At 72.4% G+C, this 18,337-nt stretch carries 18 protein-coding genes and 1 pseudogene; 12 read left to right on the forward strand and 7 right to left on the reverse strand.

Annotated elements, in window-relative coordinates; translation table 11 throughout:
• Positions 1-195: 195 nt before the first annotated feature.
• Positions 196-1,575: a cryptochrome/photolyase family protein gene (locus G515_RS0111870; protein WP_051218419.1), complete on the forward strand. Its 1,380-nt coding sequence runs from the start codon at positions 196-198 to the stop codon at positions 1,573-1,575.
• 179 nt (positions 1,576-1,754) lie between these two features.
• Here G515_RS0111870 and G515_RS0111875 read toward each other — a convergent pair whose 3' ends face one another.
• A complete protein-coding gene (locus tag G515_RS0111875) occupies positions 1,755-2,624 on the reverse strand; it encodes an HhH-GPD family protein (RefSeq protein ID WP_028660310.1) in 870 nt (289 codons plus the stop codon).
• Between the two features lie 79 nt (positions 2,625-2,703).
• Between G515_RS0111875 and G515_RS0111880 the strand changes: the two genes are divergently transcribed.
• The gene (locus G515_RS0111880; RefSeq protein WP_028660311.1) at positions 2,704-3,507 is read left to right on the forward strand and encodes a hypothetical protein; all 804 of its coding nucleotides are present in this window, start codon (positions 2,704-2,706) and stop codon (positions 3,505-3,507) included.
• A gap of 78 nt (positions 3,508-3,585) precedes the next feature.
• Here G515_RS0111880 and G515_RS21085 read toward each other — a convergent pair whose 3' ends face one another.
• The 3 genes and pseudogenes from G515_RS21085 to radA all read right to left on the reverse strand — a co-directional run bounded on the left by G515_RS21085 (position 3,586) and on the right by radA (position 6,866).
• Positions 3,586-4,200: a rhomboid family intramembrane serine protease gene (locus G515_RS21085; protein WP_051218317.1), complete on the reverse strand. Its 615-nt coding sequence runs from the start codon at positions 4,198-4,200 to the stop codon at positions 3,586-3,588.
• 8 nt (positions 4,201-4,208) lie between these two features.
• Positions 4,209-5,289, reverse strand: a pseudogene (gene disA, locus G515_RS21090) (DNA integrity scanning diadenylate cyclase DisA).
• A 158-nt stretch (positions 5,290-5,447) separates the two neighbouring features.
• Positions 5,448-6,866 carry a DNA repair protein RadA gene (radA, locus tag G515_RS0111895; RefSeq protein WP_028660312.1) on the reverse strand — a complete coding sequence of 473 codons (1,419 nt, stop codon included), beginning with the start codon at positions 6,864-6,866 and terminating at the stop codon, positions 5,448-5,450.
• A gap of 145 nt (positions 6,867-7,011) precedes the next feature.
• Between radA and G515_RS0111900 the strand changes: the two genes are divergently transcribed.
• Positions 7,012-8,064 (forward strand): LacI family DNA-binding transcriptional regulator, encoded by a 1,053-nt coding sequence (locus G515_RS0111900; RefSeq protein ID WP_051218318.1) that lies wholly within the window; start codon positions 7,012-7,014, stop codon positions 8,062-8,064.
• Positions 8,065-8,085: 21 nt separating this feature from the next.
• Here the strand turns inward: G515_RS0111900 and G515_RS0111905 are convergent, their stop codons facing one another.
• The 3 genes from G515_RS0111905 to G515_RS0111915 all read right to left on the reverse strand — a co-directional run bounded on the left by G515_RS0111905 (position 8,086) and on the right by G515_RS0111915 (position 10,340).
• On the reverse strand, positions 8,086-8,811 hold the full coding sequence (locus tag G515_RS0111905; protein ID WP_028660314.1) for a class I SAM-dependent methyltransferase: 726 nt from the start codon (positions 8,809-8,811) through the stop codon (positions 8,086-8,088).
• The gene (locus G515_RS0111910) at positions 8,808-9,467 is read right to left on the reverse strand and encodes a VOC family protein (protein WP_028660315.1); all 660 of its coding nucleotides are present in this window, start codon (positions 9,465-9,467) and stop codon (positions 8,808-8,810) included. The genes G515_RS0111905 and G515_RS0111910 overlap by 4 nt, the downstream gene beginning before the upstream one ends.
• A 93-nt stretch (positions 9,468-9,560) precedes the next feature.
• Complete coding sequence (locus tag G515_RS0111915; RefSeq protein WP_028660316.1) at positions 9,561-10,340, reverse strand: DUF3109 family protein; 780 nt, start codon at positions 10,338-10,340, stop codon at positions 9,561-9,563.
• Between the two features lie 75 nt (positions 10,341-10,415).
• Between G515_RS0111915 and G515_RS0111920 the strand changes: the two genes are divergently transcribed.
• From G515_RS0111920 to G515_RS21105, 9 genes are all read left to right on the forward strand, one after another.
• Positions 10,416-11,375, forward strand: a complete 960-nt coding sequence (locus tag G515_RS0111920; protein ID WP_028660317.1) for a Ppx/GppA family phosphatase — start codon at positions 10,416-10,418, stop codon at positions 11,373-11,375.
• A complete protein-coding gene (locus G515_RS0111925; RefSeq protein ID WP_028660318.1) occupies positions 11,372-12,163 on the forward strand; it encodes a sugar phosphate isomerase/epimerase family protein in 792 nt (263 codons plus the stop codon). The genes G515_RS0111920 and G515_RS0111925 overlap by 4 nt, the downstream gene beginning before the upstream one ends.
• Before the next feature lie 142 nt (positions 12,164-12,305).
• Positions 12,306-13,001 carry a hypothetical protein gene (locus G515_RS22735; protein WP_051218319.1) on the forward strand — a complete coding sequence of 232 codons (696 nt, stop codon included), beginning with the start codon at positions 12,306-12,308 and terminating at the stop codon, positions 12,999-13,001.
• 211 nt (positions 13,002-13,212) lie between these two features.
• Positions 13,213-14,013, forward strand: coding sequence for a pyrroline-5-carboxylate reductase (gene proC / locus G515_RS0111935; protein ID WP_245565371.1), 801 nt, complete (start codon positions 13,213-13,215; stop codon positions 14,011-14,013).
• A 191-nt stretch (positions 14,014-14,204) separates the two neighbouring features.
• A complete protein-coding gene (locus G515_RS0111940) occupies positions 14,205-15,395 on the forward strand; it encodes an acetoin utilization protein AcuC (RefSeq protein ID WP_028660320.1) in 1,191 nt (396 codons plus the stop codon).
• Positions 15,396-15,671: 276 nt separating this feature from the next.
• Entirely contained in the window at positions 15,672-15,878 is a 207-nt protein-coding gene (locus tag G515_RS0111945) for a helix-turn-helix domain-containing protein (protein WP_028660321.1), read from the forward strand.
• 154 nt (positions 15,879-16,032) lie between these two features.
• Positions 16,033-16,134: a 30S ribosomal protein bS22 gene (locus tag G515_RS23090; RefSeq protein WP_084653504.1), complete on the forward strand. Its 102-nt coding sequence runs from the start codon at positions 16,033-16,035 to the stop codon at positions 16,132-16,134.
• Positions 16,135-16,163: 29 nt separating this feature from the next.
• Positions 16,164-17,258: an NAD-dependent epimerase/dehydratase family protein gene (locus G515_RS21100; RefSeq protein WP_036555468.1), complete on the forward strand. Its 1,095-nt coding sequence runs from the start codon at positions 16,164-16,166 to the stop codon at positions 17,256-17,258.
• A complete protein-coding gene (locus tag G515_RS21105) occupies positions 17,251-18,321 on the forward strand; it encodes a lysophospholipid acyltransferase family protein (RefSeq protein ID WP_245565373.1) in 1,071 nt (356 codons plus the stop codon). Before G515_RS21100 ends, G515_RS21105 begins: the two co-directional genes overlap by 8 nt.
• The last annotated feature ends 16 nt before the right edge of the window (positions 18,322-18,337 follow it).

Genomic DNA, 18,337 nt, shown 5'->3' on the forward strand with positions numbered 1-18,337 from the left:
AGCGGCTGAGGTCCTCCGGGCGCAGCCGCGCCCGCCCCTTGCTCCGGGCGAGGAAGCCCTCCTCGAACCGGGCCCACCGGGCGCCAAGCTATCCCTTGCCGGATGCGCCCGGTGCGATCCCGCACCGGACCGATCCTGTCCGGGTCGAGGGAGGTCTCCTACGCTGGACGCGCGGTCGTCGGGGAGGAGGAAGCCGTGGCGAGGACGAGGGATCCAGACCTCGGGGAGGTCTCCGTCGCGTTGTTCACCCGCGATCTGCGGGTGCGTGACAACCCGGTGCTGGCGGCGGCCGCGGAGCGCGGGCCGGTGGTGCCCCTGTTCGTGATCGACCGCGGCATGGAGGGTTTCGTCTCCGCCAACCGGGCCGTCTTCCTGGTCAAGACGCTGGAGGATCTCCGCGCGGGGCTACGGGACCGTGGTGCCGATTTGGTCATCCGACGGGGCGGGGCGGTCGAGGAGGTCTGCCGGGTCGCCGCGCAGGCGGGTGCCCGCCGGGTCCACCTGGCCGCAGACGTCAGCGGGTACGCGCAGCGTCGGGAGGCCGAGCTCGACCGCGCACTCGCGGCCGGCGGACGGGAGCTGGTGGTCCACCGGGGATCGATCACCGCCGTACCGCCCGGCCTGCTCACCCCGCAGGGCAAGGACCACTTCGCGGTGTTCACGCCGTACTTCCGCCGCTGGTGGCAGCAGCGCCCGGGCCGCCCGACGGAGGCGCCGACGAGGCTGCGGATGCCACCGATGGCCTGCGGGCGGATCCCGCGCGCCGACACACTCCGACCCGGCCGCGTCTCGCCGGACCTTCCCCGCGGCGGCGAGACGGCCGGACTGGAGCGGCTCCGACGCTGGGCCGACGACGTGCCGGGGTACGCCGGGGAATCGGACCGGATGGACAGGGACGGCACCTCGAGGCTGTCGCCGTACCTGCACTTCGGCTGCCTCTCGCCCCGGCAGGTGATGGCTACGGTGGGCTCGGAAGGGGAGGGCGCGACCTCCTTCCTGCGACAGCTCGCCTGGCGCGACTTCCACCACCAGGTGCTCGCCGCCCGCCCGGAGACCGCTCGGGTCGACTACCGGCCGCACGCCGACCGCTGGCGCGAGGACCCCGAGGAGCTGGCGGCCTGGCGGGAGGGCCGGACCGGCTATCCGATCGTCGACGCCGGCATGCGCCAGCTGGCCCGCGAGGGCTGGATGCACAACCGGGCCCGGCTGATCGCGGCCAGTTTCCTGACCAAGACCCTCTACCAGGACTGGCGACACGGGGCGGCGCACTTCCTGCGGCTCCTCGTCGACGGCGACGTCGCCAACAACCAGTTGAACTGGCAGTGGGCCGCCGGGACCGGGACCGACACCCGGCCCAACCGCATCCTCAACCCGATCTCCCAGGCCCACCGACACGATCCGGACGGCAGCTACGTCCGCCGGTACGTCGCCGAGCTGGCCGGGGTGCCCGGCGGAGCCGTACACGAGCCATGGCGGCTCGACCCGGAACAGCGTCGGGGGCTGGACTACCCGGAGCCCCTCGTCGACCTGGCCGAGGGCCGACACCGGTTCCTGACCGCCCGAGGACGCGCCTGAGCGCCACGCCCTTCACGCCCTTCACGCGCGCCGCGCGCCGGTCCGCTCGTCGGCTTCGAGGCCGCCCACCCGGCCGGCGTCCCGGGCGTGGCCGGGGTCTGCTGGGTCAGTCGGGGAGGGCGTAGGAGTCGGGGCCGCCCACCCGGCCGCCGTCCCGGGCGTGGCGAAAGTCCGCGGGGTCAGTCGGGGAGGGCGTAGGAGTCGGGGCCGACCCGGATCGCGAGACCGTCGGCGAGCAGGCCTGCCAGGGCGCGTTCGCGCTGCGCGGTCTGCTCCCAGACCAGGTCCAGCGAGCTGCGGTGCACGGGCCCGTCCGCGTCGCGCAGCACCGCCATCAGCCGGCCGCGGCACTGCCGGTCGGTGCCGGCCCACGCCTGGGTACGCCGCGCCGGGCCGTCGTACGCCGGGCGTCCGGCCAGCCGCCAGGCGCACTGCGCGGCGACCGGGCAGGCCTCGCAGCGGGGCTGGTTGGCGGTGCAGACCAGCGCGCCGAGTTCCATCACCGCCACCGCCCAGGTGGCCGCGGTGGCCTCCTCGGCGGGCAGGACGTCGGCGGCGCGGTCGCGCTCGGCGCGGGTGAGCGAGGGCGCGGGAAGCTCCTGGCCGCCGAGGGCCCGGGCCAGGACGCGGCGTACGTTCGTGTCGAGGACGACGTGGCGCTGGCCGAAGGCGAAGCTGGCCACCGCCGCCGCGGTGTACTCGCCGACCCCGGGCAGGGCCTTCAGCTCGGTCAGGTCGGTGGGGATCTCACCGTCGTGCCGTTCGACGACGGCGGTCGCGGCCGCGTGCAGCCGCAGCGCCCGGCGGGGGTAGCCGAGCCGGCCCCAGGCGCGGACGGCCTCACCGGAGGGCACGGCGGCCAGGGCCGCGGGGGTCGGCCAGCGTTCGAGCCAGGCCGCGTGCACGGGCAGCACCCGGCTGACCGGGGTCTGCTGGAGCATCACCTCGGAGACGAGCACCGACCAGGCCGAGGCCGAGGCCGAGCGCCACGGCAGGTCGCGCTGGTGGACGTCGTACCAGCGCAGGATCGGATCGTGCAGGGTGCTCACCGGGGTGATTCTCCCCGGTGTAGGGACCCTCCGGAGTGGCACCCCCGATCGGGCCACCCGGCTGACTAGTCTGCCGCGCATGACCTCGATGACCCGTGGGCCGCTGCCCCCGTCGGTCTACTGGCGCCGTCGCCTCATCGTGCTGAGCGTGGCGCTCCTGCTCGTGGTCGGCATCGCGAAACTGCTCGGCGCCGGCAGCGACGGATCCGACGGCTCATCGAAGGACCCGGACGCCGCCAACGTCGCCGCCGAGCCCAGTCGGAGCGCACCGTCCTCGGTCGGTCCCACCGTTGGGCCCACCACGGGACCGGCCACCCCGAAGGGCGCCAAGAAGAGCCGTACGCCGTCCCCGACACCGACACCGACCCCTCCAGCTCCCACGGGCACCTGCGAGGACAGCGACATCGTCGTGACCCCCTCGGTCACCGGGGCGGCCGCGACCCAGCCGGTCACGATCGGCCTCACCTTCCGGACCGAGACCGAGGAGGCCTGCACCTGGGACCTCTCCCCGGAGTCGCTCCAGCTGCGGATCACCTCGGGCCGCGACCGCGTCTACACCACCGTGGAGTGCCCCCGTCTGATCCGCCCCTCCACCCTGGTGGTCCGTCGCGACTTCGACACCACCGCCGACCTCACCTGGCTGACCCGCCGGTCCGACGAGGACTGCACCCGTCGCACGGAGTGGGCCCGCCCCGGCTGGTACCACGTGACCGTAGCGGCGCTGGGCGGCGAGCCGGCCTCGGCCCAGTTCGAGCTGGCCACCCCGACCCCCACACCCACGCCCACCCCGACCCCCACCACAGCCCAGACGCCGACCGCGTCCACCACGCCGCAGACCCCGGCCGCCTCCACCACACCCTCGCCCTCGTTCCTGCACCGCTGAGCGACTGTCGCCCCAGGACCACGTGGCGGCGCGCAGAAGCAGGATGGTGATCCAGGCTCTGGGCCGGACTCAGTCGGACTAGCCGCGGTGGGACCGGCCGGTGGCGCCGGCCCGGTCGTGCCGGTCGAGCAGAGCCGCCGCGAGGACGCCGCCGATCGCGCCGAAGAGGTGGCCCTGCCAGGACACGCCCGTCTGCGGCACGAAACCGGTCAGCAGGGTGCCGCCCCAGATCAGCAGGACCGCCGCACCCAGCACGATCTGCCCGACCCGGCGGGAGAAGACGCCGCGGGAGACGAGATAGCCGGCGTACCCGAAGACCAGGCTGCTCGCGCCGATGTGGACCGTGCCCGGAGCACCCAGCAGCCAGGTGCCGAGGCCGGCCACCAGGGCGATGACGGCGGTGACGGTGAGCAGTCGGGCGGCGCCGTACCAGGCGATCGCGGCCCCCAGGATGAGGAAGGGCACGGTGTTGCCGATGAGATGGGCGAAGTCGGCGTGGAGGAACGGCGCGAACACGATGCCGTCGAGGCCGTCGGCCTCCCGCGGCTCGATGCCGCGGCGGTAGTCGAGCCGGTGGTCCAGGAGGATGTCGACGACCTCGGCGACCCACATCACCAGCACCATCACGCCCAGGGCGATCAGCCCGGAGCGGCGTACGTCGGCGGCGGTGCGGGTCTCGCTCGTCGCGGGCATGGCGTGGCTCAGACGTATCGCTCGAGGATCGTGGACTCGGCCAGCCGGGAGAGACCCTCGCGCACCGAGCGCGCCCGGAGCTCGCCGACGCCGTCGACGGCCTGGAGATCCTCGACACCGGCCGAGAGCAGCTTCTGCAGGGTGCCGAAGTGGTCCACCAGCCGGTCGACGACCGGGGTGGGGAGTCGTGGCACCTTGGCGAGCAGGCGGTAGCCGCGCGGGGCGACGGCGCCGTCGAGGTGCTCGCCGTTGCTGAGCCCGAGCAGTCGCGCCGTGGACGCGGGGTCGACGAGCTCGGTGGCGGTGAGGCTCTCGAGCTGGCTGAGCAGATCCTCGGGTCGGACCGTACGCCGCCCGCGGGGCAGGTAGTCGCGGATGACCAGCTCCCGCTCCAGATCGACCCCGGTGACCAGTTCCTCCAGTTGCAGCGAGAGCAGCCGTCCGTCGGTGCCGAGCTCGACGATGTAGTCCTCGATCTCCCGGGCGATGCGGGTGACCATCTCCAGCCGCTGGGCGACCACGGCAACGTCGCGCACGGTGACGAGGTCTTCGATCTCCAGGGCGGAGAGGGTCGAGGAGACCTCGTCGAGGCGCATCTTGTAGCGCTCCAGGGTGGCCAGCGCCTGGTTGGCGCGGGACAGGATCTGGCCGGTGTCCTCCAGGACGTGGCGGGTCTCGCCGACGTAGGCGGCGATGATCTGCATCGACTGGGAGACCGAGATGACCGGGAAGCCGGTCTGCTGCGCCACCCGGTCGGCGGTGCGGTGACGGGTGCCGGTCTCGTTGGACGGAATGCTGTGGTCGGGCATCAGGTGCACCGCTGCCCGGATGATTCGGCTGATCTGGGCGTCCACGATGATGGCGCCGTCCATCTTGGCCAGCTCGCGCAGGCCGGTGGCGGTGAAGGGGACCTCGAGGGTGAAGCCGCCGGTCGAGATCGAATCGACGGTGCTGTCGTGGCCCAGGACGATCAGTGCCCCGGTGCGGGCCCCGCAGGATCCGCTCCAGTCCGTCACGCAGGGGGGTGCCGGGCGCGATCAGCGCCAACGTCTCGCGCAGCCGCGACTCACCCAGACGCTCGGTGCCCAAGGTTGATCCCTTCTCCTAGGCGTGTCGGGAGTCTACCGATGCCTCGTCCCTCCGGCACCCGTGACCGGCAACGCGGGATCGGACCGGTCGAGGGGCAGGAAGTCTGGACACCGCAGTCGATCCTGTCCAGGGGACCGGTGGGCGGACCGGTGGCCTCCTCAGTCCTCGGCCATGCCGGCCTCCCGACGCCTCGGTCTGGCCTCCTGGGTGAGCCGGGTGAGGGCCAGCGCGTCGGCCACGGTGGCGAGCTCGAAGACCCGGAGTCCGTCGATGGTGCGCTCGCGCCGGCCGGCGTCGGCGTGTGCCCCGGCGGGCACCAGCGCGAGGGAGAAACCCAGCCGGGCCGCCTCGCCGAGCCGGGTCTCCAGATCGCGCACCCGGCGCAGCTCCCCGGCCAGGCCGATCTCGCCCATCGCGATCACCCCCGAGGGCTGCGGCGTGGAGAGCTCGGCCGAGGCGACCGCCAGGGCGAGCGCCAGATCGGCCGCGGGGTCGGTGATGCGGGCCCCGCCCACCGTCGAGACGAAGACGTCGCGCTGGTGCAGCGGCATGCCACAGTGCCGCTGCAGCACCGCCAGCACCATCGCCAGCCGGTTGCCGTCGATCCCGGAGGTGGTGCGGCGCGGTCTCTCCTGCAGGGTCGGGGTGACCAGGGACTGCACCTCCACCGGCAGCGGGCGACGCCCCTGCATGGTCACCGCCACGCAGGAGCCCGGCGTCGGGGTGCGGTGGCTCTCGATGAACAGCCCGGTCGGGTCGAGCACACCGGCGATGCCCTCGTGCGACATCTCGAAGCAGCCCACCTCGTCGACCGGGCCGAACCGGTTCTTCATCGCACGGACCATCCGGAACCGTGACTCCCGGTCGCCCTCGAAGTGGAGCACCACGTCGACCAGGTGCTCCAGCACCCGGGGCCCGGCGATGGTGCCGTCCTTGGTCACGTGCCCGACCAGGACCGTGGTGATGCCCCTGGTCTTGGCCACCCGGATGAGCGCGGCGGCGACCTCCTTGACCTGGGTGACGCCGCCCGGGACGCCGTCGACCCCGCTCGCGCCGATCGTCTGGACGGAGTCGACCACCAGGAGCTCGGGTCGCACCTCCTCGATGTGGGTCAGCACCGCGCCCAGGTCGGTCTCGGCGGCGAGGTAGAGCTCGTCCTGCACGGCGCCGGTGCGGTCGGCCCGGCGGCGCACCTGCGAGGCGGACTCCTCCCCGGTGAGGTAGAGGGTGCGGCGCTGGTAGCGGGCGGTCTGGGCGGCGACCTCGAGCAGCAGGGTGCTCTTGCCGACCCCGGGCTCGCCGGCGAGCAGGATCGCCGCGCCCTTGACCAGGCCGCCGCCGAGGACGCGGTCGAGCTCGGGCACCCCACTGGTGTGCGAGGCGGACTCGTCGAGCCCGACCTCGCCGATGGGCACCGCGGCCGTGGTGGTCGGGGCCGCGGAGGTCCGCCCGCTCGGAGCTGCCGCCTCGGCCACCGATCCCCAGGCCTGGCACTCCTGGCAGCGGCCCACCCACTTCACCGTCTCCCAGCCGCACTCACTGCATCGGAACGCGGCCCGGGTCGTCGACTTAGCCATGCCCCGAACCGTAGGTGAGAGCGCCGACAGTCCTGGATCGAGGTGGCGGTGACCGCTCGAGCAGTAGCCGGACCCGGGCCACCGCCGGTCGGGCCTATGATCGGGCTTGGAACGATCAACCCGAAGGTCGAACAGTGGAGGTGTGGTGTCCCGGATCGTCAACCGCGGGGCCGCCAGCGCGCCGACGCTGGCCGACGTCGCGGAGGTCGCGGGTGTCTCCCGGCAGACGGTGTCGAACGCCATCAACAATCCCGACCTGTTGCGCGCCGACACCCTCGCCCGGGTGCAGGAGGCGATCGACGAGCTCGGCTACGTCCCCAACCGGGCCGCGCGCAACCTGCGCACCCGGGCCTCGCACCTGATCGGGCTGCGCGCGCGGCCGGCGCCCGAGGGAACGGCGCACGCCCTGATGGACCGGTTCGTGCACGCCCTCGTCGACACCTCCCGTACGGCGGGTTACCACATCATGCTGGTCACCGACGACCCCGAGGACCGCACCGGCACCGCCGGCTACGACGACCTGCTCCGCTCCACCGCCGTCGACGCCTTCGTGGTGACCGACACCCACCTCGACCAGCCGCAACTCGCCTTCCTGGAGAGCCGGCGCGCGCGCTTCGTCGCCTTCGGCCGCCCGTGGGCCGATCCCGACGCCGGCCATCCGTGGGTCGACGTCGACCACGCGGCCGGTGCCGCGCTGGCCACCGAGCACCTCATCGGCCTGGGGCACACCCGGATCGGTTGGATCGGCTGGCACAAGGACTCCCGGATCGGAGAGGAGCGCCGGTCGGGGTGGAGCCGGGTGCTCAAGGCACACGGTCTTTCCACCACGGCGATGGCCTCCCGGGTGGAGGACACCATCGCCTCCGGGCGCAGCGCCGCCGCCGTCCTCCTCGACGAGGCCCGACCGACGGCCTTCGTGTGCGCCTCGGACACGCTGGCGATGGGCGTGCTCCACCTGCTGGACGAGCGCGGCCTGCGGATGGGGGAGGACCTCGCCGTCGTCGGGTACGACGACTCCCTGGTCGCCCAGTGCCTCCCCGGCGGACTCACCAGCGTCCGGCTGCCGCTGGAGCAGGTGGCCGAGGAGATCGTCGCCGCGCTGGAGGGACTGCTGGCCCGTCCGTCGTACGTCGGGCCGGGGGTGCTGCTCCCGCCGACCCTGCGGGTGCGCGGGTCGAGCGGGCCGCGCCTCGGCTGAGCGGGAGCCGGCAGGAGATCGTCAGTAGTCGCGCGACCACAGGTTGACGGCGTAGTCCACCTCGAGCGCTCCGCCGGCGGCCCGGTGCTCGGCGAGGATCGCCTCGGCGGTCTCAGGGGTGAACTCGATGCGCACGACGGCGGCCAGGTCCTCCCAGGAGCCGAACCGCCAGCCCATGTCGACGACCCGGCGCTGCCAGCCGCGGGTGGACCAGAACCGCTCGACCGCGTCGGGATCGACGGTGGGGTAGCCGCGCCGGAACCAGCGGCCGAAGGTGGATCGGGTCGGGTCGTTGTCGATCACCAGCGCGGTGCCGCCGCGGCGGAGCACCCGCTCGAGCTCGGTCAGTCCGGGTTCGCAGCCGGGGCCGAAGAAGTAGGCCCACCGCACGTGTACGACGTCCACCGATGCGTCGGTCAGCGGGAGGTCCTGGGCCACGCCCTGGCGGACCTCGACGTTGGTCGCTCGGCGGGTACGCCGCCGGGCCAGCGCGCAGAGGTCGGGGTGCGGCTCCACGCCGAGGACCGAGCGGGCGGTCGCGGCGAACCGGCCCAGGTGGTAGCCGCTGCCGCAGCCCAGGTCGAGCACGTCACGGCCGTCCCAGTCGGCGGCCTCGCGCAGCGCCGACCAGAGTCGACCGTCCGGATCGGCGGCCCGGTTCTCGACCTCGTAGGTGGCGGTGTGGTGCCAGATGTTGGGGCTGGGTACCGCTCCGCGCGGTACACCGCCGAGGGGACGAGGGGTCAGATCCGGACCTCGCCGCCGGGGGTCTGGAACTTGCAGGCCTGCAGGCCGGGGGTGCCGTGCTCGGCGATCCACTCGACGGCGACGTTGGCGGCCGGCTTGCCGGTCCACGGGTCGACGCGCGCCTGAAGGTCCTCGCCGATCCAGTCCTTGACCCGCTGCGGATCGCCGGCGATCTCGAGCGTGGTGAGGGTGACGTCGGAGCCGGCGTTGCCGGGGTGCAGCTTCCGGTCGCTGAGCCAGTGGATGAAGTAGGGCAGCTGCGGGTCGGCGATCAGGCCGTTGATCCCGATCTGCTTCCAGACCAGCTCGGTGCCGTCGGGCAGGCGCCGGTTGCCGTCGACGGCGGAGCGACCGAGTCGCTGCTCCACGGCCGGGAGGTTGCTGGTGGCCACGCACCAGCCGACCCAGCCGCCGCCCAGGGCGGCGCGGGCCTTGACGGCCTGACCGTAGGGGGCCTTGTCGGACGCGGGGTGGTCGAGCGGCTCGACGACCTCGAGGTAGATCCCTCCGCGCAGCGGCAAGGTCATGTTGCGGGTGCCGAACCGGGGGTGCACGCCCCCGTCGACGAACTCCTGACCGAGCAGCCCACCGAGCCACTCGGCGGTCGCGGCCAATCCCTCGGGTCCGGCGGCGTATGAAAGGTGGTCCAGGCGCATGGTCGATTGTGGTCACACCCCCTCCCGGGGTGTGAATCCGGGGTCGGTGTCTCTCGACGTCGAGACGATCCGACCGGCCGGTAGGAGACGGGGTCAGCGCCCGGCAGAGGCGGGGTGCACGGCCAGCCGGGAGCGGGATCGCAGGTGCTCCTCGCACAGCCGGGCGAGTTCGGCGTACCCCCCGGCGCCGATGAGCGCGGTGAGCTCGGCGGCGTGTGAGACGTAGACCGGGTCCGGTGCATTGTGGGCCTCGGTGTTGCCCGAGCAGTACCAGTCCAGGTCGTGCCCGCCCGAACCCCAGCCCCGACGGTCGTACTCGGCGATGGTGACCTCGAGGTACGTCGTACCGTCGGGCCGCTCCACGTCTCGATAGGTACGCCGGATCGGCAGCTGCCAGCACACGTCCGGCTTGGTCTCCAGCGGGTGCCGGCCCTGCTGGAGCGCGAGCGCGTGCAGGGCGCAGCCCGGGCCGACACCCGGGAGCGGGCTGCGGAAGTCCGGCCGGTTCTGGAAGATGCAGGCCCGCTGTCCGTCGACGACGGTCGTGCGGGTCTTGCGGTCGCCGTCCTCGTCGAGCTCGATCCAGTCCTGAGGCCGGACCGGCCGGGGGGGAGCCTGCTGCCACAGCGTCTCGTCGAGCTGCTCGACGTAACCGGCGACCCGGCGCTCGTCGTCCTCGTCGGCGAAGTGCGCCCCGAGTGTGCAGCAGCCGACATCGGGGGCGTCGGCGTAGATCCCGGCACAGCCGCCGCCGAAGATGCACCGGTAGCTGGAGGTCAGCCAGGTCAGGTCGCAGCGGAGCACCTCGTCGTGGTCGTCGGGGTGGGGGAACTCGACCCACGCACGGGGGAAGTCCAGGGCGACCTCGGGCATCGGACCAGCCTACGGGCAGGTGGGCGCGTGCCCGCGATCGCAGTGGAATCGGTGGCCGGGGGTTAGCGTGGAGGCATGCGCCTGGGCGTCCTCGACATCGGCTCCAACACGGGGCACCTCTTGGTGGTGGATGCGCACGGGGGTGCCGCACCGCTTCCCGCGTTCTCCCACAAGGAGCCGCTCCGGCTCGCCGAGCACCTCGACCCCCAGGGGGCGGTCACCGAGGCCGGTGTCGACGCCCTCGCCGGATTCACGGCCTCGGCCATGCGGGTGGCCGAGGACAAGGGCTGTGCGGAGATGCTCGCCTTCGCCACGTCCGCGGTCCGCGACGCGGTCAACGCCGACGAGGTCCTGGCCGCAGTCGCCGACCGCACCGGCACCCGCATCGAGATCCTCAGCGGGGAGGACGAGGCCCGGTTGACCTTCCTCGCCGTACGCCGGTGGTTCGGCTGGTCGGCCGGCCGGCTGGCGGTCTTCGACATCGGTGGCGGCTCGCTCGAGATCGCCGGCGGGGGTGACGAGGCGCCCGACGTCGCCTGGTCGCTGCCGCTGGGCGCGGCTCGGCTGGCCCGGACCATCGCCGAACGCGGAGCGGCCCGGCAGGATCCGGAGGCGGTCCTGTGGGAGGTGCGCAAGGACATCCGGGCCCTGATCGCGGACGGCGCGGGGCACCTGTTGCGGGCGGGCCGGCCCGACCACGCGGTCGCCACCTCGAAGACCTTCCGTTCGCTGGCCCGCATCTGCGGGGCGGCGCCGTCGGGGGAGGGGCCGCTGGTCAAGCGGGTGCTCTCCTTGGAGGAGCTGCGGGCCTGGACCCCGAAGCTGGCCGCGATGACCCCCGACGAACTCGCCGCGCTGCCGGGCGTCTCCGCCAGTCGGACGCACCAGATCCTCCCGGGCGCCCTGGTCGCGGTGGGCTGCATGGACATCTTCGGCCTCTCCGAGCTCGAGATCTGCCCGTGGGCCTTGCGCGAGGGCGTCATCTTGGAACGGCTGGACCAGATGAGCGTTCTCGACGAAGGAGGGGTGCGATGACCCGGATCGGTCTCTCCACCATCTCGGTGTACCCGGAGTCCACCGCGCACGCGTTCGGTTACGCCAGTGCCTGCGGGTACGACGCGGTGGAGATCATGGTGGGCGCCGATTCGCTCAGCCAGCAGATCGAGGCGGTCAAGCAGCTCAGCGACCATCACGAGATGCCGATCTCGGCCATCCACGCCCCGTGCCTGCTGTTCACCCAGCGGGTGTGGGGCACCGAGCCCTGGGGCAAGCTGCAGCGCTCGGCCGAGATGGCCGACGCGGTGGGTGCCCGCACCGTCGTGGTGCACCCGCCGTTCCGCTGGCAGAAGGAGTACGCCGCCGGGTTCGTCGACGGCATCAAGGCCCTGGAGGCCTCCACCGGGCTCTTCTTCGCGGTGGAGAACATGTATCCCTGGCGCGCCCGCCGGCGTAAGGGGGTGGAGATGTATCTCCCCAGTCGTGACCCGAGCGAGCACGACTTCGCCAACGCCACCATCGACCTCTCCCACGCGGCGATCGCCCGGGAGGACGTCATCGCGATGGCCGACCGGCTGGGCAGCCGGCTCCGACACATCCATCTCACCGACGGCACCGACTCGGCCAAGGACCAGCACCTGGTGCCCGGCCGGGGCGACATGAACGCCGACGCGTTCCTCCAGCACCTGGCCGCCACCGGGTTCGACGGGGAGATCATCGTCGAGATCACCACCCGCAAGGCCGAGACCAAGGCGGACCGGGAGGCCGACCTCCGGGAGTCGCTCGACTTCGCCCGCGAGCACTTCCGCCAGCCCGCGCACTCCTGACGCGGGACCGCCCGGCCTCGGTCGGGCTGGGTCGGGTGATCCGGGGCACATCCGACCCACGGTTTCACCGTCGCCCTCCCGGGTAGTGGGAGCCCGGCGGCCCGGTCCCGGGTCGTCCGACGATCACCCGGAAGGACCTGGCATGCGCACCCGACGCGCCCTAGCTGCCCTCGTACCCCTCGCCGTTCTGTCCCTCACGGCCTGCGGTGGCGAGGACGCCGAGCCCACCACCGCGGAGAGCAGCTCCTCCAGCGCCGGCGAGACCCCGACCGAGGCCCCCAGCGAGACGCCGACCGAGGCCCCCACCGAGACGGCGAGCGAGGCCCCCAGCGAGTCCCCGGCCGAGGACCAGGCCGCGGCGCCCGCCGGTGACCTGTCCGAGCCCGGCAGCTCCCTGGCCATCGGCGAGGCGGCGACCCTTCCGGTGAACGACGGCAAGGGCGTCCTGGAGATCACCGTGACCGGGATCGAGCAGGGCACCAGCAAGGACATCGCCCAGTTCGAGTTCACCGGCGACGACAAGCCCAGCGACTACACGCCGTTCTACGTCCAGGTCACCGGCAAGGTCGTCTCCGGCGACGTGGTCGACTACGACCCGGCCGACGACGTCTCCGGCATGATCGGCGAGGAGGGCGCCACCGACCTGATCGAGTTCGGCGACTTCAAGCCGTGCGACGGTGACGGGTACGAGGACGGCGCCAAGCCCGGCGATCTCAACCAGAGCTGCACGATCGCGCTGGCCCCCAAGGGACAGACGGTCGACGGTGCTTTCTACAGCGACTCCAGCTCGGAGTCGAAGTACAGCGCCTGGGACAACAACCAGATCACCTGGAACTGACCCGGCCGGGGTGCCGCCCCACCGGCGCCCTGAACCGAGCACGCCCCACCGACGGCGGCGTGGACCTGCCATCCGAGGTGCCGGGTCCGCGCCGCCGTCGTGTCGGGGCTTCGGCGCACTGTGGGATCCTGCGGGGGGCCGTCGACCGTGGCAAACCGGTGGCGGCAGGAGCTCCAACCGCAGTCGAACCGCAAGTCGAGAGGTGCGATCAGTGTCCACACCCATCACAGGGATCATCGGCGCCGGCATGATGGGTGAGGCCATCCTCGCCGGTCTGCTCGCGTCGGGCCGGCCGAAGGACAGCGTCGTGGTCGGCGAGAAGCTGCCCGCTCGCGCCGCGGAACTGCGCGAGAAGTACGCCGTAGACGTCGTCTCCACCCTCGAGGTGGCCGAGCGTGCCGACACGCTGCTCGTGCTGGTCAAGCCGTACGACGTCGACGCGGCCCTGCAGGAGGTCTCCGGCAGCCTGCGGGCGGGCCAGCTGGTGGTGTCCCTCGCGGCGGGCGTTCCGATCGCGTTCCTCGAGGAGCGGGTGCCGGAGGGCGTCGCGGTCGCGCGGGTCATGCCGAACACGCCGGCGATGGTCGGGGAGGGGATGGCTGCGGTCTCACCAGGTTCGGCCTGCACGGAGGAGCAGACCGCCGAGGTGGTCGACCTGCTCTCCGGCGTGGGCCGGGCGATCGTCGTACCCGAGAAGCAGCAGGACGCCGTCACCGCGGTGTCGGGCTCGGGACCGGCGTACGTCTTCTATGTCGCGGAGGCGATGATCGAGGCCGGCGTGCACCTCGGCCTGGCCCGTCCGACCGCCACGGAGCTCGCCGCACAGACCCTGGTCGGTGCGGCCACGATGCTGCGCGACTCGGGCACCCATCCCAGCATTCTCCGGGAGCAGGTCACCTCACCGGGCGGCACCACCGCGGCGGCGCTGCGCAAGCTCGACGACCACGCCGTCCGAGCCGCCTTCCTCGATGCGATGGAGGCCTGCCGCGACCGATCGGTCGAGCTCGGCTGAGCCTGATCCAGGCCGAGGGCGGGGTGACACCGGGTCGCCCGCATCGCCGGGACCGGACCAAGACCGGGAGCCTCGACCGGACCCGCGGACCGAGTCGCGGACCGAGCCGCTGCCCGGGGCTGATCGGGGCCGGCGGACGAGCCGCTGGACCGCAGGCGGCGCGCGTCACACCGAGGAGTAGCGTCTCGGCCATGCAGCGAGCCTTCGAATGCACGGGCCCGTCGACGGTCGTCTTCGACCAGAGCCTGACCGAGTACGACTTCGGGCCCGAGCACCCGATGACCCCTGCCCGGGTGGACCTCACCATGCGGCTGGCCGACGAGCTCGGGGTGCTCGGCGGGATGCACCGGGTGGCCGCTCCGATCGCCGACCTCGACCTCCTCGCGACCGTGCACGAGCCGGCCTACATCGAGGCCGTGGAGCGCGCCGGGGAGACCGGGGTCGCCGACATCGCGCACGGGCTCGGCACCGAGGACGACCCGGTCTTCCGGGGGATGCACCGCGCCAGCGCCCACATCGTGGGCGCGAGCGTGGAGGCCGCCCGGCTGGTGCACTCCGGACGCAGCCTGCACGCGGTCAACCTGATGGGCGGCCTGCACCACGCGATGCCGGGCCGGGCGAGCGGCTTCTGCATCTACAACGACGTCGCGGCCGCGATCCAGTGGCTGCTCGACCACGGGGAGGAGCGGATCGCCTACGTCGACGTCGACGTCCACCACGGCGACGGTGTCGAGCGGGCGTTCTACAACGACCCGCGGGTGCTCACCATCTCCGTGCACGAGACCGGCCAGCTGCTCTTCCCCGGGACGGGGTTCCCCGAGGACAACGGTGGGCCGGACGCCCCGGGCAGCGCGGTCAACATCGCGCTCCCGCCCGGCACCGCCGACAGCGGCTGGCTGCGCGCCTTCCACGCGGTCGTGCCGGAGCTCGTGCGCGCCTTCCGACCCACCATCCTGGTCACCCAGCACGGCTGCGACTCCCACACCCAGGACCCGTTGGCCCACCTGATGCTCACCGTCGACGGCCAGCGGGCGGCGTACGACGAACTGCACCGGCTTGCGCACGAGGTCACCGGCGGGCGCTGGCTGGCCACCGGCGGTGGCGGCTACGCCGTGGTCGAGGTCGTGCCTCGCGCCTGGACCCACCTGCTGGCGATCGCCGCCGGACATCCGATCGCACCCGAGACCGAGACTCCAGAGGCCTGGCGGGAGTACATCCTGCACCTGCGGGGCGAGGTCGCTCCTGCCCGGATGACCGACGGTCGTGCCCCGCTCTACCGGGACTGGCGGGAGGGCTACGACCCCGACACCTGGCTGGACCGCGCCGTGCACGCCACCCGGAAGACGCTCTTCCCGCTGCACGGGCTCGACCCGATGCCATGAGGGCTGCCGAGGCCGGCTGAGGCGGGCTGCTCGGCCCTCCCGCGCCGCTGATCGGGGGAGGCCGGCTGCTCCTGGTGACCCCGCGACCGACCCCCGATCCGCCGGTCCGCAGTCCTCCCGGCTCGACTGGCAAGCCGACACGCCGATTCAGGGGTAAATCTCAGATGTTTCCCCTTCCCCAGCAGTCACATCAGGCTCTATTCTCACGACATCGCGGCGCGTGACGCCCCGGGGCGGGGAACCGGGGGAGCGCCTCCAACGAAAGTGGTGTGCAGCATGGCTCCCAACCTCTCCGGGGACATCTCCGAGGCGAAGTTCCTCACGATCGCCGAAGTGGCGGCGATGATGCGGGTGTCCAAGATGACCGTCTATCGCCTCGTGCACAACGGCGATCTCCCCGCGGTGCGGGTGGGGCGGTCCTTCCGGGTGCGGGAGGAGGACGCCAACGAATACATCCGGCGTTCCTTCTACAACGCCGGGTGAGCGTGCAGGCCGGTTCGGGTCTGCTGCACCGTCCACCGCGAGCACCGATTCCCCACGGTGCCCGGCGGCCGGATAGGCTGTCCCGGTCCCACGCGATCCATGCGCGGGGCGGTCCGGCGAGAGTCGCCGAACGGATGAGTGGAGAAGGTTTCCCGTGGGTTCTGTCATCAAGAAGCGGCGTAAGCGCATGGCCAAGAAGAAGCACCGCAAGCTGCTCAAGCGTACGCGGGTGCAGCGCCGCAAGCTCGGCAAGTGACGCGGGCCTGATCCCCCTCTCCTCACCTCGTGGCTAGCGTCGGTCGGGTCGTCCTGGTCACCGGGGTCTCACGTGACCTCGGGCTTAAGTTCGCGCGCGCAGCCGCAGAGCATCCCGGTGTGGACCGGGTCATCGGCGTCGACGTCGTCCCCCCTCGGGGGGACATCGGAGGCGTCTCCTTCGTGCGCGCCGACATCCGCAATCCGATCATCGCCAAGGTGATCGCCAAGGAGGATGTCGACACGGTCGTCCACATGAGCGTCATCGCCACCCCCGGCTCGACCGGCGGGCGGACCACGATGAAGGAGCTCAACGTGATCGGCACGATGCAGCTCCTCGCCGCCTGCCAGAAGTCGCCGCAGGTCCGGCAACTGGTGGTCAAGTCCACCACCACGGTGTACGGCGCGAGCCACCGCGACCCGGCCATGTTCACCGAGGAGATGGAGCCGCGGCATGCCGCGCGCAGCGGGTACGCCAAGGACGTCGCCGAGATCGAGGGGTACGTCCGCGGGCTCGCCCGTCGCCGTCCCGACGTCTCGGTCACGGTGCTGCGCTGCGCCAACGTCATCGGCCCCGAGGTGCGCAGCCCGATCGCCGACTACCTGCGGCTCCCGCTGGTGCCGACGGTGCTGGGGTTCGATCCCCGGCTCCAGTTCCTCCACGAGCGTGACCTGCTGACCGCGATGTGTCACGCCGTCGCCACCGGGCAGCCCGGCACCTTCAACGTCGCCGGCTCGGGCGTCCTTCCCCTCTCCCAGATCCTCCGGCGGCTGGGTCGCGCCACCGTCCCGATCCCGGGATTCGCGCTGGGTCAGGTGGGCAACACCTTGAAGCGCTTCGGGCTCGGCGAGTTCAGCCCCGAGCTGCGCGCCTTCCTCACCTTCGGGCGCGGGGTGGACACCACCCGGATGCGCACCGAACTGGGCTTCTCCCCGGTCTACTCCACCGTCGCCGCGCTCGACGACTTCGGCGCGGACCTGCGGCCGACCGGCGGCCGCGCCGAACGTGTGCTCGGTTCGCTCGAGCAGCGTCTCGATCGCGCCCCGGCGTTCGTCGGCGGCCCCCACTCCGATCTGCCTGATCTTTCCGATCTTCCCGAGGCACCGGGAGGTGCGCGTGACTGAGGCGACCGGCTCCCGGCGCTCCGTATCGCCGACCGACGACTCCGTCGAGCAGGCCGAGGTCATCCCGATCGGCTCGCGCGGCTCTCGACACGAGTCCGAGGGCGACGTGCCACCCCCGGACGTCGATGACGTCCTGCCCCCGCCCGGGGCGACCGGGAGCGACCGGTTCGTGCTCAGCACCGAACAGTGGCGCGGCCTCTTCGTCCGCGCCGCCACCGAGGTCTTCGGTGAGGCGTGGGAGCCCCAGTTGGCCCGCTTCCTCGCCTTCCTGCGTCGCCGGATCACCGGCGACTACGCCGTGGACGAGTTCGGCTTCGACGCCGAGATCACCCAGCGTTTCTTCCTCTCCGCGCTCCGACCGCTGGCCGAGCGCTGGTTCCGCGTCGAGGTGCGGGGGATCGAGAACATCCCGACCGAAGGCGGCGCCCTGGTGGTCTCCAACCACTCGGGCACGGTGCCGATCGACGGGCTGATGACGATGGTCTCGGTCCACGACCACAGCGGTCGCTTCCTCCGCCCGCTCGGAGCGGATCTGGTGTTCCGGCTGCCCGTCATCGGTGCGATGGCACGCAAGGGCGGTGCGACCCTGGCCTGCCAGGAGGACGCCGAGCGGATGCTCGGCCAGGGCGAGCTCGTCGGTGTCTGGCCGGAGGGGTTCAAGGGCGTCGGCAAGCCGTTCAGCCACCGCTACAAGCTCCAGCGTTTCGGGCGCGGCGGGTTCGTCGCCGCAGCCCTGCGCACCGGCGTGCCCATCGTGCCGCTGTCGGTCGTCGGTGCCGAGGAGATCTACCCCCTGGTGGGCAACATCCCGTCCCTGGCGCGGCTCATCGGCGTGCCGTACATCCCGATCACCCCGTTCTTCCCGCTGCTCGGTCCGCTCGGGCTGATCCCGCTGCCCTCGAAGTGGCTGCTCGAGTTCGGTGAGCCCATCCGCACCGACGAGTACGACGCCGGCGCGGCCGAGGACCCCATGCTGGTGTTCAACGTGACCGATCAGGTCCGCGAGACCATCCAGCAGACGCTCTACAGCCTGCTCATGCAGCGCGAGTCCGTCTTCCGCTGACCGCTCGGCCCTCCCG

Origin of the sequence: Nocardioides insulae DSM 17944 (assembly GCF_000422825.1) — a bacterium.
GTDB lineage: Bacteria > Actinomycetota > Actinomycetes > Propionibacteriales > Nocardioidaceae > Nocardioides > Nocardioides insulae.

Coding starts and splice junctions, on each gene's coding strand:
- G515_RS0111920 (WP_028660317.1), top strand. CDS start 10,416: ATGCGCCTGGGCGTCCTCGACATCGGCTCCAACACGGGGCACCTCTTG.
- G515_RS0111940 (WP_028660320.1), top strand. CDS start 14,205: ATGCAGCGAGCCTTCGAATGCACGGGCCCGTCGACGGTCGTCTTCGAC.
- radA (WP_028660312.1), bottom strand. CDS start 6,866: ATGGCTAAGTCGACGACCCGGGCCGCGTTCCGATGCAGTGAGTGCGGC.
- G515_RS0111925 (WP_028660318.1), top strand. CDS start 11,372: ATGACCCGGATCGGTCTCTCCACCATCTCGGTGTACCCGGAGTCCACC.
- G515_RS0111880 (WP_028660311.1), top strand. CDS start 2,704: ATGACCTCGATGACCCGTGGGCCGCTGCCCCCGTCGGTCTACTGGCGC.
- G515_RS0111945 (WP_028660321.1), top strand. CDS start 15,672: ATGGCTCCCAACCTCTCCGGGGACATCTCCGAGGCGAAGTTCCTCACG.
- G515_RS0111910 (WP_028660315.1), bottom strand. CDS start 9,467: ATGCGCCTGGACCACCTTTCATACGCCGCCGGACCCGAGGGATTGGCC.
- G515_RS21085 (WP_051218317.1), bottom strand. CDS start 4,200: ATGCCCGCGACGAGCGAGACCCGCACCGCCGCCGACGTACGCCGCTCC.
- G515_RS0111915 (WP_028660316.1), bottom strand. CDS start 10,340: ATGCCCGAGGTCGCCCTGGACTTCCCCCGTGCGTGGGTCGAGTTCCCC.
- G515_RS22735 (WP_051218319.1), top strand. CDS start 12,306: ATGCGCACCCGACGCGCCCTAGCTGCCCTCGTACCCCTCGCCGTTCTG.